A 12,913-nucleotide genomic window follows, 5' to 3' on the forward strand; every position below is an offset into this window, starting at 1 on the left:
CGGGGATCTGGATACCACGAATTTTCACAAATCAAAATAGGATTGCTATATGTAAATTTTGATTTACTAATTTTACTCGTGAATCATGCGGCGCAGATCATCAAGAGGCGACTCTGGTTTGGTGATTTCTGAATTGTTGCTGTTAGTTATTTGGAAATCTTCCTCTTCAATATAAAATTCAACGCTTATTTTAATTTTAACTTTCCCCTTTTTCCAGCTTTGAGAACCTAGTGTTAAAATTTCGCAATCTGTGCCCTTCTGAAACCAATTCCCATTCGGAGACTGTTTTATATTTATTCCTTGCCTACTTAATTCTTGATTCAATATAGATTCTAACGTGGAGTTAAATGAGGTATCCATTGCTTGTTTAAATTTAGCAATTTTATATGTGTTGCCTCCGAAGTCCAAAACATCACCATCGTTGCACTGTATTTGCTTAAATTCATATTGCATATCAACCTCAATTTTTGAAATTTTTCTACTTTACACAAAACTGTAGTTAGTGAGTGTTTTAGCACTCACTAAAAGCTACAATTATCTTTGAGATTACAATTAAACCTTTTGTACCACATCTGAAATCACAAATCCATTATTAGCAAACCTAGCATCAGTATCAAATGAATCACCAATGACAGGCAAAAGATGATCAGATAATTGCATCGCCTGTAAACAAGTATTAATACTAGAAGCTGCTGAATTATATGCTGCAATATTTTCTTCAACAACACTCAATAATCGGCGATTAGTTGCAATTTTTTCTTCAGCTTCTTGTTGTAGCGTTTTCTCTAAATAAGCCCGCGCCTGTGGATATTGCTGCAAAATTTCATCTGCTTGCTTATCTGCCATTGGTAACAACTGAGTTTTCAGTGTTTGATTAATGGTTTGACGGAAAGATTTACGAATAGTTTGGGAAACTTTTGGTTCAAAATCTAACTTCAATAATTGCCTAATTGCTGGTTCTGCTTCCACGATACTTTCAGCGTCGTAACCTTGAGAAGTTTGTGATAAAGTTTGGCGAAATTGATATATAGAAAAAGTGCCTTCATCGTAAAATCTGGGACTTTCTCGCACAAAGCGATCGCACTCTACACTAGCTGCACTAAATAATGCTTGAGCAACTCCTTTTTCTAACATTCTAATCTCTTGTTCAATCCCACCATCATTATCTAACAAACGATATAACTGGCGATAATATTCTGACTTGCGAATCTTTTCAATCAATCGCTGGAAATAATTCGCAACTACTTGCTGAGAAGATTCAACCAAAATATCTTCTAATTGATTTGCTAAGTAATAAAATGCCTCTACTAAAATGGCAATTAAAGGTGCAGTCGCGTTACGAGGATGGCTGATGGTTGCACGTTGATAAGCAGAAGCTACAGAAAAAGTATCTAGCAATTCATCTAGACGACGAATCATTCTTGATTGCAATTGCTTAAAATCTGCTTCAAAAGCATCACAAGAATTATTAATTATTTGGTTAACTTCTTCTGTGATATGCTCATGAAAGTCTCTACCAATTTGCTGGAGTTGCTGATTTAGGCGTTGTAACTCTTGCGCCTTCATTGTCTCAATTTCTTGGGGCTGACTATCTAAATTGCGTTGAACACTCTGATAATGTTTTTTCAGGTTAATACAAACATCCTCCAAATCATCAGCAAGATTTTTAAATAATTGGGGACGCTTTTCTTGGGTAAGATAGCGAGTAATAGCTGTGCGAAATTCTTCAGTACCACTATCTTTAATTAGCTGTTCTATAATTTCATTTCCCCAATCTCCCAGAATCCGCACATAATTTTCATTTGGGGTTTCAAAGCCGTTAACAGAGACACGAAATTTACTAGAAGACAGCTTTCCTGAATTTACGCAGTAGTTGTTAAACGCGTAGACAAATTGTGGTGTTTCTTCTTTCCCATCTAAACCTTTAATACTTTCTGCAAAAACAGAATCTAAACCAAATCTATTTTGTTGGCTTGTCTCTTTAATCTGACTGCCATAAAATCCTAATAATCCACTCGTTTTATAAACCTTGCTTGTATTGTGAAATTGCCCACTAATTAAATCGTCTAATCGTTGCCGTAGCTGAGTATTATACCAAGTTTCATCAATGCGGTTGAAGATATAGAAAACGCGATCGCGTATTCCCCCATTCTCCCGCATTAATTCCAAAAGTTCTGTTTCTTCTTTTGTCATTTCACCCGCCGAAGCAGGTTTTAGCACACACACCACCGCCGAGGTATCAGGATGTTGAATTTTGGCATAAGTTAATTGTGCATCTTTCTCTACTGGTGCATCTATACCCGGCGTGTCAATAATTACATTACCATCTTGTAGCAAAGGATGATTGCAGTAATATTCTATTCGCTTCAATACTGCACTATTACTACCACGACGGGCATATCCAGCCGCTTCCTTGAGATTAGAAAAGTTAAATTGCTCCATTGAATATGTAGCATTATTAACCGTGTTGATGCGATCGCGGTTTGCTATATATCCCTCCAGCAACAACATTAACGCCTTCGCTTGTTTTGCACGTTCTGATTGACTCTCACCACCTTCCTGCTGAATAACTTTATCACTTCGCAATAGCAAGTCAATTAACTCAGTATCTTGGTTAACATTAAATACTGTCTTAAATCCTAGTTGTTGACACAAAGAAACTGCTTGTTCCCGAACCTCTGCTTCACTTAAAAATGTCAAAACAACACGTTCTTTATCTACTTCTGCATACTCAATTTTGCATTCTGTACCTGTAGCGTGTCCCTCTGCGCTGTATAGTAATTCCCTTTCTAATAGTGCATTTATAAGCATTGATTTACCTGCACTAAACGCACCCGCAAACACAATTTCAAACTTGGGAGAAATCGCCTTACTTAGGGACGTTTGTACAGGTGTAATATCTTGGAAACGTAGCGTTGGTTCTTGCTGTAAAAGTTGTAATATACACTCAACCTGCTCTTTCAAATTTTTGCACTGAAGCGGTAAATCTGACATATTTAGCACCCTGACAATATTTATGTATATGTTAGTTAGATTTATTATCTTGATGGTTCAGTATAATTTCTGAGATATTTGATGTGGTTTGGCTGCTGGATATCACCTAACCCACAAAGATTATGTCTGCTTTAAAACTTATTAGGCTAACGCAAAGAGAAGTCTGATTTCGACCTTAGCGAGGCCAACTCATCCGCCTCGCTGTAGTCAGTGAGCAAGAAGAAATCAAACAAAGAGCAATTTCAACTAAGCTAATCGTCATTCATTTTCCCCGAATGATTAGCTTGCAAGTATGGGCTACTCTACGGGAACGCTTCTCTACAAGAGGCTACGCCAAGGCGAACAGCCCACTTTTATGCAACTTAAACTGACCGATTTAGGCTAAATTCCTAAAAAATAGAAAATTCTGTATATTTGAATACTTTTTAGAGATTTTTTGAGAAATGTCATGTTATTGTAACTTTAGTAAAGCCTTGCTCAATCAATTCAGGGAGTCGTGATTATCGAGTGGTTCATTCATGATCGACGCTAAAAAAGTTCGGTTGAAATTGCAAAATTATTGGTTTAAAACCTTTGCCAGATGGCGATCCTGTCCGCTAGCCTGCCCAATAGACAGACCTCATCATCGGCATGTTTTTTGGAGTTGGATCGGTAGTTTCTTAGCCATCACTGCAACGTCTTACCTTGCTGCAAAAACTAATTCTCCTTTGCTGATGGCTCCTTTTGGTGCTACTAGTGTTTTGATCTTTGGTGTCCCTGACAGTCCTTTGGCTCAACCTCGCAATGTCATTGGGGGTAATCTTTTAGCTGCTATCGTGAGTCTGATAATTCTGCATTTTCTTGGTTCTTCTCCCTTCTCAATGGGAATGGCTGTTTCTAGTGCAATCGGAATCATGCAGCTTACCGGAACTTTACACCCACCTTCGGGTGCTGTTGCATTAGTTGTTATGATGACGAAACCAGACTGGCAATTTCTGCTAACACCTGCTTTTGAGGGATCGATGATTCTAGTGCTATGCGCTGTGATCTTCAATAATTTAGCGGAAGAAAGAACGTATCCAAAACACTGGTTATAGCGTTGTCTCTAGCAAACCAGAGCATCCTTAAGCATCGGACAAACAAGAGTAGGTTAATCGCAGTTCAATTCATTTTCGGTTGTTTTGGTTCGACTTGGATCTTTCCTCAGTATCACGTAGAGAACATTGATAACAATACCCTTGCGATCGCAAGGGCATTGTTGTTGTGAGCGTTGGATAGATCCGGTGATGATATCAATCAATCTTCAAGTTGAAAGGCAAACGGGCGTAAACCCCTTGTGGATCGTTCATCTTTTGCAGAATTTCGATTTCCTCTTGCAACTTGTGGAATTCATTCATGAGGGGATTGGATTGTTTGAGTTGCGTCTCCTCAATTCCTAAAGCAGTCCGCACTTCTTCGGTTGCACGTCCAAAAAACCGTTCTCCAAAACTGTTAGTGCGAGGATATTCTTGCACTTCCCAATCTTCTCCTAGTTTTGCCTGCTTGGCAGCATAAGCGATCGCACTATTCAAGCCGCCAATTTCATCCACCAAACCAATTTCTTTTGCTGCCACACCAGACCAAACCCGTCCTTGGGCAATTTCTGCTACTTTTTGTTCTGGGAGTTTCCGACCTTGAGAAACTTTATTCAGAAACATATTATAAATTCGGTTAACACTACGCTGATAAAGTGCCAACTCTTGGGGCGATTTCGGCCGCGAAACTGTTTGACTATCAGCATAGGTTCCAGTTTTTACCGAATCCCAGGTGATGCCATTATCATTAGCCAGCTTTTCACCATTGAACAACACCCCAAACACACCTATTGAACCTGTAATGGTATTTGGTTCGGCAAAAATGCGATTAGAGTCGCTAGCAATCCAGTAACCACCAGAGGCGGCTACATCACCCATTGAGACTACAACCGGTTTTACCTTACGAGTTAATTTCACTTCTCGCTGCATGACTTCAGATGCAGTAGCGCTACCACCAGGACTATTAATCCGTAGTACAACAGCTTTCACATCCTTATCTTGTCGTAGTTTGTTGAAGATTTTGGCAAAGCGATCGCCTCCTACTTGTCCATCTTCTCCTTTACCATCAACAATCTCACCTTCAGCATAAACAACGGCAATTTCATTTTTTGAACTACGTTCTACACCCAAAGATTTGCCAGAAACTTCTGCATAGCTATTCAGGCTAATTTGTCGGAATGTTTTGTCGTCTTTATCACTACCTGTCAACTTTTTCAGGTCAGTTACCACTTCATCGGGGTATTGAACTTGATCAACTAAACCGCTAGTTTTGGCTTGTGTGGCTTCGAGTAGCGCCTGAGTATTTGCGATCGCTTGCAACTGGTTAGGTTCAATTTTCCGACTTGCGCCTACAGTAGTGCGCCACTCTCCCCAAACATCATCCAACAATTTTTGAGTTTGTTCACGGTTTTCTGGACTCAACTTTTTGAGGATAAACGGTTCTACAGCGCCCTTAAATTTCCCCACCCGCACGACTTGAATACCAATGCCATATTTCTGCAATGCTCCCGTTAAGAACATCGGTTGCGAACTCAAGCCGTTGATTTCCATCATTCCTAGAGGATTAAGTACAATGGAATCTGCCACTGAACTAAGGTAATATTCCTTTTCACTCCAATCAGTGCCATAAGCGATAATCTTTTTCCCAGAAGCGCGAAACTCTTCCAACGCTTTCCGAATTTCTTTCAGGGAGGCATAGCCGACGTTACCAGCTTGGCTTGTGCTTGTTGCATCTAAATAGATCCCGATAATTCGCGGATCGCGTCGCGCCTTTTCCAAAGTTTCTACAACTTTGCGGAGTGCCATCCTATCTTCATCTACACCTGATAATGTGTTTTGAAACAGTTCGCCTGAACTCGGTTCGCTATCAGTAATTTTCATTGACAAGTCAAAAACCAGCATTGACTTATCTTTCACATTTGGCCCAGTATCTTTAGAGGAGCTAGCAGCCAATATCAGCAAGAATAATCCAGTGGTTCCCAGACCACCGAAAATAATTAGTCCTAGTAAGGTGCCAACTATACTAGCAAAAGTTTGTTTGATAAAATTACGCATTAGTTATTAGTTATTAGTTATTGGGAATTGGGAATTGGGCATTTACAAATGACAAAGGACAAATGACAAATGACAAATCACCTATTTACCTATTCTATGCGCTGTAAACTATCAGAGTGCTTTAACTGATATAAGGTAGCGTTGCCAGTGCAAAATAAGACTGTGGTAATTTCGGCAATTAATACTTCAGCAAGTTCTGCAACTGCTGTCTCTGATGTTGCTGCTGCTTGCAAAAAAGGCATTGCTAAACCAGCTATATCTGCTCCCAAGGCGATCGCGGCTGCAACATCCACTCCATGACGCAAACCTCCCGAAGCAATTAAGGGCACATTTGGAGCGATCGCTCTAATAGTTGTAATACACTCTGCCGTCGGTAAACCCCAATCGGCAAACGTCCTTCCTAAGCGACGTTGCAAGGGATTTTCTGCCCGTTCGCTTTCTACTTTTGCCCAAGAAGTACCTCCAGCACCAGCTACATCAATTGCTGCTACTCCGGCGGCAATGAGTTTGTTGGCGATCGCTGCTGAAATGCCGTTACCAACTTCCTTCGCAATCACTGGCACTGGTAGTTTACCGCACAAATCAGCTATTTTGTCAATTAAACCCCGAAAATTAGTATCACCTTTGGGTTGAATGCACTCTTGTAAAGGGTTAATGTGTAAAATCAGGGCATCAGCCTCTAGGATATCCACTACCTGCAAACATTCATCTAAGCCGTACTTATAGTTAAGTTGCACAGCGCCCAAGTTCGCAAATAGCAGAACATCGGGGGCATACTTGCGGACAGCAAAAGTATCAGCCACTTGGGGTTTTTCTACTGCTACGCGCTGGGAACCGACACCCATTGCAATTTTGTAGTGTTGCGCGACTTGCGCCAAACGTTGGTTAATCATTGCGGCTTGTTCTGTTCCGCCAGTCATGGAAGAAATTAACAAGGGTGCGCCAAGGTGTTTCCCTAGGAAAGTTGTACTGATATCAATATCGTTGTGGTTGAGTTCGGGTAAGCAAGAATGGGTAAAGCGATAACGTTCCAGTCCATTGGTGATTTGATGAGACTGAACATCTTCTTCTAAGCAAATCCGAATGTGATCGGCTTTGCGATTCTGAGTTTGTGCAGAGATGTTGGTAGGGGCGTTCACTGGTGGGTATGGCTAAAAGTATTGGCTTGCGATCGCTATTGTTACATTGTCTGCAATCAGATTTTTATAACAAAATTATTTATTTTGGCTATCTTTAGGGTACGTTACGCTATTGATAACATACCCATTCCCTCATTTTATGAGTTAATTAATATGGTTTTACAAACAGAAAAGCGCTACTACACCCCAGAAGAATATTTGGAATTAGAAGAGAAGGCTGAATATAAAAATGAATACAGAGACGGAGAAATTATACCCATCACAGGGGGAACAACTAACCACAACAAAATTGCACTTAATTTTTGTCGCAAATTTCCCTTGACAGTGCAAGGGCAAGATTATGAGATTTACATAGGGGATGTGAAATTATCAATACCTCGTTATCGCATTAATACTTATCCTGATGTTATGGTCATCAAAGATAAGCCTATTTACGAGGGAACAGGTAAAACAATTATCACTAATCCTTTATTAATTGTTGAAGTCTTATCAAATTCAACTAAAAATTATGACAAAACAGATAAGTTTAAATATTATCAAATTGTTTAAGCTGATCGAATCACCAAAGTCAAGGGTGGAATTAATCGATTTAAATCCGATTACTCTCTGTTCAGTTTTTTCTAGCACGGGAGAGCTTCTTTTTTTGCGTGGCATTAATGCATACTTTTTACTAAACTTTATCTTTCTAGAGTGTCTCAATGGAACAGTATAGTGGTTCAGTAAAACTTGCAAAATAAGGTATTTTTTGTAACAAGATTGAAATACTAGCTCAATAATTACACGACAATAAAGTTGTGTTCTGAACGAATAAAGTTGTGTTCTGAACGAATGAACTTGTGTTCTGAACGAATGAACTTGTGTTCTGGACGAATGAACTTGTGTTCTGGACGAATGAACTTGTGTTCTGAACGAATGAACTTGTGTTCTGGACGAATGGACTTGTGCGCTTGATTACTTATTAAACCTGAAGAAGCCCACCCAAGAATAAGGCTACGGTGTACATACAAGTCTGAAATAGCTGATTAACCAAGGTTTTACCCCACCCTAACCCTCCCCTTGTAAAGGGGAGGGAACTAGATTTCTTTCCGGCTTCCCCCCTTTCCAAGGGGGGATTGAGGGGGGTAATTTGACTTGTGTATACACCGAGCAAAGAGGGGCTTGTGATATTATTGATCCTCAGAACGGCGATGTTTGGGTAACAGGCTCTTTTTGTGTTTTTCTTGCAAACTGCTGGCTTGTTTCAGGACTGGAATACACTGGTTAATCATCCACATTAAAACCTCGATTGGTGAGTCTCCTTGCTGAAGGCGGTTTTCGGCATTTACGCCAATTAATATTGTTTGCAGAATTAGTAAGAAAGCGTAGGCGTAGCCCGTCGTAGACATCGCTCTTTGACTTGCACTTTTACCACGTTTTTGAAATGACATCTGAATTCACCTTGTTTTTAGGTTTACAAGGTCAATTATTTTTTTGGGTATTTCCGCAGACACATCCCCCACGCAACATCTATAATGCTTGTATCGTCAGGTTTTCCAGCTTGGGGAAGCTTGTTTGTTTGGGTAATTCAAAATTATTTGACTGATGTCAAGAAATATTCGTGGAGATGAATCAGCTTTAGAGAATGTACTCAGTCTGGTAGAAGCATTGCTGCAACTGTCGGTAGAGCAAGATTGTGAATCCAAACTTCCACTTTGCCTTGTCTGGGATGCTGATAAGCTGCGAATTACCGGATATAAAAGCCAACAAACAAGAGGAAACAGAAGCAAAACAACTGAAGTTGGTACAAAGAAGGAATATTTACTCAACCAGATTAAAGATGCTGGTAAAAGTTTAAAACTTCCCCGGCAAAAAGCAGAATCTAATGTTTCTCAGAAAGACAGACAATTACAAGAGCTTCAAACTGCACTTGACTGGCTATGGGAGTTAGGAGTGCGAGAACCGCAAAAAGCTGCGAATAATAAAGGTTATTGGAAATTTACCCTGACGCTAAAACATCAGACAGTGACGATAAAAGATAATCTGGAGGTAGTTAAGCAGAAGTGGAACGAATACCAAAAGACGAATTTAAAAGAAACATCCCAAGTAGAAACAACAGATAATAGCTTGGATTGGCAAGAAATCTGCGGCGCTATGCTGGAAAAGCACAAGCGTCTTACCACAAATGAGTTGCTGTTTGCTGATGATGAGATGAAATTTGAGCTAGAGGCAATTCATGTCCCTTTAGCATTGGTGGAGCGTAACAAACCGAAGAAGTGCAGCGAGAATATTTCCGCAGAACAAGGTTCGCAACTTTACGAACCGAGTTATGAAGAAAAGCAGCGATTTGAACATGAGGCTTTTTTAGAGCAAGTTATCCGTGATGGTGTTGGTAAAATTCAAGGATACCGTATCGCTTTAATTGGGGAACCGGGTGCGGGAAAAACTACTCAGTTGCAAACTATAGCTTTTTGGATATTAAACAACAATCTGGGTTTACCAATTTGGATTTCTTTGGCAGACTTACAAGGAAAGAGTGTAGAAAATTATCTGCTTCAAGATTGGCTGAAGAATGCTTTAAAAGTTGTGCGTGTAACAGAAGAACAGGAAGACACTTTAGAAAAATTATTCAAGAATAATTGTGTATGGTTGTTGTTGGATGCAGCAGATGAAATGTCCTCACCCCAACCATTAACTGAGATTTCCCAGCAGTTGACGGGATGGGTGGAAGATGCGCGGGTTGTGCTGACTTGTCGGGTGAATGTTTGGGAAGCAAACGCGGGCGCCTTACAAAAGTTTCAGACGTATCGGTTACTCAATTTTGAATATCCGCAACAAGTGCAAGAGTTTATTGGGCGTTGGTTTCACAACAAGGATGCAGACAAAGGGGAAAGATTATGGCAGGAATTAGATAAAGCTGAACGTCAGCGCATCCAAGATTTAGTTAAAAATCCTTTGCGGTTAGCGCTCTTGTGTAGCACTTGGCAAGGTTCCGATAAAGGTTTACCGGAAACTAAAGCCGGGCTTTATCAGCAGTTTGTTAAGCGGTTCTACACTTGGAAAAAAAATCGCTTTCGCACGACTCAAGAGCAGCGACAAAAACTAAACGCAGCACTGGGACGTTTGGCAAAGCGGGCAATTGACACAGAAACTTCTCGCTTTCGGTTGCGCCATGAGTTTGTAAGTAATGAATTGGGCGATCCAGAAGAGGAGGGTTCTCTATTTTGGTTGGCGCTAAAGTTGGGATGGCTAAATCAAGTTGGACTGGCTGCCGAATCTGACATTGAAGAGGAAGTTTACGCTTTTTACCACACCACATTTGAGGAATATTTTGCAGCGTTGGCGATCGCTGATTGGCACGAGTTTCTGAATCATGTTCCCGACAACCCCGCGCTAGGCGTTTATCGCATTTTAGCCCCGCAGTGGAAAGAGGTGATTTTGCTGTGGTTGGGACGTGAGGATGTGGAGAGGGAGGAGAAGGAAGAGTTTATTCAGGCGTTGGTGGAATTTGATGATGGGTGCGGAGAATACAGAGTTATTGATAGAGTCAGAAAGGGATTTTACGAGTTTCGCGCTTATTTTCTCGCTGCTGCGGGGGTTGATGAGTGGAAAAATTCTGTCAACGCAGATGCTATTGTGACGGAAATCGTTAAATGGGGCTTTGGCGAGTTTAAAGTTGAACAAAACGAGTGGGTAAAATTTCTTACACCAATCGCAGAGGGAGCATCGACAGCACTACCTCAGACAAATCGCATAAAAGCGATTGATGCTTTGGTGGAGTTAATCGGCAAACCACAACTGTATTTTTCTGCCCGAAGGCGAGCGGTATCTAGCTTAGGGAAAATTGGCTGTGGCAACCAAAAAGCGATTGATACTTTAGTGGAGTTAATTGGCAAAACACAACTGGATGATTTTACCCGATTCCTAGAGGCATCTAGCTTAGGGAAAATTGGCTGTGGCAACCAAAAAGCAATCGCTGCTTTGGTGGAGTTAATCGGCAATCCACAACTGAATGATTTTACCCGATGGTTAGTAGCATCTAGCTTAGGGCAAATTGACCCAGGCAACAAAAAGGCGATTGATGCTTTGGTGGAGTTAATTAGTAAACCACAACTAAATGATGATACCCGAAGGCAAGCGCTAGAAAGCTTAGGGAAGATTGGCTGTGGCAACGAAAAAGCGATTGATGCTTTGGTGGAGTTAATCGGCAATCCACAACTGAATGATTTTACCCGATTGCTAGCGGCACAAAGTTTATGGGAAATTGGGTCTGGCAACGAAAAGGCGATTGATTTTTTGGTCGAGTTAAGTGGCAATTTACAAGTGGATGTTTTTACCCGAAGGTTAGCGGCAGAAAGCTTAGGGAAAATTGGCTGTGGCAACGAAAAAGCGATTGATGCTTTGGTGGAGTTAATCGGCAATCCACAACTGAATGATTTTACCCGATGGCTAGCGGCAGAAAGTTTATGGCAAATTGACTCTGGCAACGAAAAAGCGATTGATGCTTTGGTAGAGTTAATCGGCAAACCACAACTGGATGATGATACCCGATCGCTAACGGCAGACAGCTTAGGGCAAATTGGCTCTGGCAATGAAAAAGCAATCGCTGCTTTGGTGGAGTTAATCGGCAATCCACAACTGAATGATTCTACCCGAAGACCAGTTGTAAAAAGCTTAGGGCAAATTGGCTCTAGCAACGAAAAAGTGATTGATGCTTTGGTGGAGTTAATCGACAATCTACAACTGGATGATGATACCCGATCGCTAGCGGCAGAAAGCTTAGGGAAAATCGACCCAGGCAATCAAAAAGCGATTGATGCTTTGGTGGAGTTAATTGGCAAACCACAACTGAATGATTCTACCCGAAGACAAGCTGTAGAAAGCTTAGGGAAAATCGACCCAGGCAATCAAAAAGCGACTGGTGCTTTGGTAGAGTTAATTGGCAAACCACAACTGAATGATTCTACCCAAAGACAGGCTGTACAAAGCTTAGGGCAAATTGGCTCTGGCAATCAAAAAGCGACTGATGCTTTGGTAGAGTTAATCGGCAAACCACAACTGGATAATTATAGCCGATCGCTAGCGGCAGAAAGCTTAGGGAAAATTATGTTAGAGGAACAGATGCCGAATGTTGTCACCGTGTTGAAGGATTACCTATCACCTGAAACTTACGAAAATGACTTTAAGCGATTTGATAATTGCTACGAAATTATCTGGAAGTGCGCCCAAAGTATGACCTACCTAGCTTTTTATCAAGCTTGGCATCAACAAGAGAAAGTGAAAGATTGAGAGTACGAAAGAAAAATACTTCCTTCAGCCAAAACATAAGGGAAATGTGGAAGCAGCAATCCCTTGTAAAGACGCGATTCATCGCATCTCGTAAGCGTCTCGTAAATCTATCGCGTCTGATCTTTCCGCAATCCAGGGAATGCGTAGGCGTAGCCCGTCGCAGACATCGCACCTAGTAAAACAGATATTGTAAACAGAATGGGAATGCGACCGTTTTTGCGATCGCGCCGCGATGAATTGATTAAGCGATCGCCTTTACGGTTTATATACCTCACTGCGATGAGCAATCACCACAACAAGTACCTGCACAAGTTCATCATCTATAGAATAAATGACCCTGTAATCTCCGATTCGCTAGCGATAGTAACCTGCATAATCTCCCTTCAGGGCTTTAATGTTGGGGTGCGA

Annotated in this window: 9 protein-coding genes and 1 pseudogene; 3 read left to right on the forward strand and 7 right to left on the reverse strand. The window is 41.0% G+C overall.

The annotated features are described in order from the left end of the window. Nucleotides 1-72 precede the first annotated feature (72 nt). Both LC608_RS07960 and LC608_RS07965 read right to left on the reverse strand, forming a co-directional pair. Nucleotides 73-453, reverse strand: coding sequence for a KGK domain-containing protein (locus LC608_RS07960; protein WP_229553023.1), 381 nt, complete (start codon nucleotides 451-453; stop codon nucleotides 73-75). A 99-nt stretch (nucleotides 454-552) separates the two neighbouring features. Further along, complete coding sequence (locus LC608_RS07965) at nucleotides 553-2,994, reverse strand: dynamin-like GTPase family protein (protein WP_229553024.1); 2,442 nt, start codon at nucleotides 2,992-2,994, stop codon at nucleotides 553-555. A 518-nt stretch (nucleotides 2,995-3,512) separates the two neighbouring features. Here LC608_RS07965 and LC608_RS07970 point away from each other — a divergent pair. Further along, nucleotides 3,513-4,070 (forward strand): HPP family protein, encoded by a 558-nt coding sequence (locus LC608_RS07970; RefSeq protein WP_229553025.1) that lies wholly within the window; start codon nucleotides 3,513-3,515, stop codon nucleotides 4,068-4,070. Nucleotides 4,071-4,265: 195 nt separating this feature from the next. On the opposite strand, the gene sppA is transcribed toward LC608_RS07970, so the two are convergent. Together sppA and fni are read right to left on the reverse strand one after the other, a co-directional pair. Next, on the reverse strand, nucleotides 4,266-6,101 hold the full coding sequence (sppA, locus tag LC608_RS07975) for a signal peptide peptidase SppA (RefSeq protein ID WP_229553026.1): 1,836 nt from the start codon (nucleotides 6,099-6,101) through the stop codon (nucleotides 4,266-4,268). Between the two features lie 89 nt (nucleotides 6,102-6,190). Beyond that, nucleotides 6,191-7,240, reverse strand: a complete 1,050-nt coding sequence (fni, locus tag LC608_RS07980) for a type 2 isopentenyl-diphosphate Delta-isomerase (protein ID WP_229553027.1) — start codon at nucleotides 7,238-7,240, stop codon at nucleotides 6,191-6,193. Nucleotides 7,241-7,393: 153 nt separating this feature from the next. Between fni and LC608_RS07985 the strand changes: the two are divergent. Then, nucleotides 7,394-7,786 (forward strand): annotated as a pseudogene (locus tag LC608_RS07985) (Uma2 family endonuclease); the annotation flags it as partial. Nucleotides 7,787-8,016: 230 nt separating this feature from the next. Here the strand turns inward: LC608_RS07985 and LC608_RS07990 are convergent. Continuing rightward, nucleotides 8,017-8,247 carry a hypothetical protein gene (locus LC608_RS07990; RefSeq protein WP_229553028.1) on the reverse strand — a complete coding sequence of 77 codons (231 nt, stop codon included), beginning with the start codon at nucleotides 8,245-8,247 and terminating at the stop codon, nucleotides 8,017-8,019. A gap of 159 nt (nucleotides 8,248-8,406) precedes the next feature. Beyond that, a complete protein-coding gene (locus tag LC608_RS07995) occupies nucleotides 8,407-8,667 on the reverse strand; it encodes a hypothetical protein (protein WP_229553029.1) in 261 nt (86 codons plus the stop codon). Nucleotides 8,668-8,821: 154 nt separating this feature from the next. Here LC608_RS07995 and LC608_RS08000 point away from each other — a divergent pair, with 154 nt between their 5' ends. Beyond that, nucleotides 8,822-12,505, forward strand: a complete 3,684-nt coding sequence (locus LC608_RS08000; protein WP_229553030.1) for a HEAT repeat domain-containing protein — start codon at nucleotides 8,822-8,824, stop codon at nucleotides 12,503-12,505. 107 nt (nucleotides 12,506-12,612) lie between these two features. On the opposite strand, the gene LC608_RS08005 is transcribed toward LC608_RS08000, so the two are convergent. Next, a complete protein-coding gene (locus LC608_RS08005; RefSeq protein WP_229553031.1) occupies nucleotides 12,613-12,780 on the reverse strand; it encodes a hypothetical protein in 168 nt (55 codons plus the stop codon). Between the last annotated feature and the right edge of the window lie 133 nt (nucleotides 12,781-12,913).

Source organism: Nostoc sp. XA010 (assembly GCF_020829625.1).
Classification (GTDB): domain Bacteria; phylum Cyanobacteriota; class Cyanobacteriia; order Cyanobacteriales; family Nostocaceae; genus Nostoc.

Excerpts from the sequence above, each read along its gene's own strand:
- sppA (WP_229553026.1), bottom strand. The coding sequence starts at position 6,101 with ATGCGTAATTTTATCAAACAAACTTTTGCTAGTATAGTTGGCACCTTA.
- LC608_RS07960 (WP_229553023.1), bottom strand. The coding sequence starts at position 453 with ATGCAATATGAATTTAAGCAAATACAGTGCAACGATGGTGATGTTTTG.
- LC608_RS07995 (WP_229553029.1), bottom strand. The coding sequence starts at position 8,667 with ATGTCATTTCAAAAACGTGGTAAAAGTGCAAGTCAAAGAGCGATGTCT.
- LC608_RS08000 (WP_229553030.1), top strand. The coding sequence starts at position 8,822 with ATGTCAAGAAATATTCGTGGAGATGAATCAGCTTTAGAGAATGTACTC.
- LC608_RS07970 (WP_229553025.1), top strand. The coding sequence starts at position 3,513 with ATGATCGACGCTAAAAAAGTTCGGTTGAAATTGCAAAATTATTGGTTT.
- LC608_RS07965 (WP_229553024.1), bottom strand. The coding sequence starts at position 2,994 with ATGTCAGATTTACCGCTTCAGTGCAAAAATTTGAAAGAGCAGGTTGAG.